We start from the raw sequence: 238 nt of genomic DNA, 5'->3' as shown, positions 1-238 counted from the left end.
GACTACAGGGGTATCTAATCCGGTTCGCTCCCCACGCTTTCGTGCCACAGCGTCAGGACAGGACCAGATGGGCGCTTGCGCCACGGGTGTTCTTCCTGATATCTACGCATTTCACCACTACACCAGGAGTTCCCCCATCCTCTCCCTGCCTCGAGTCTGCTCGTATCCGCACGCGCCCCACCGTTAAGCGGTGGGATTTCAGCGCGGACGCAGCAAACCGCCTACGCACCCTTTACGC

1 rRNA gene is annotated in these 238 nt (G+C 60.5%); it reads right to left on the bottom strand.

The window, feature by feature from the left end:
* Positions 1–238 (bottom strand): 16S ribosomal RNA (locus tag ACTHSL_RS14185); the annotation flags it as partial.

The organism is Neisseria sp. P0008.S010 (genome assembly GCF_051962715.1).
Lineage (GTDB): Bacteria > Pseudomonadota > Gammaproteobacteria > Burkholderiales > Neisseriaceae > Neisseria > Neisseria elongata.
This window is presented reverse-complemented; position numbering and strand designations above follow the sequence as displayed.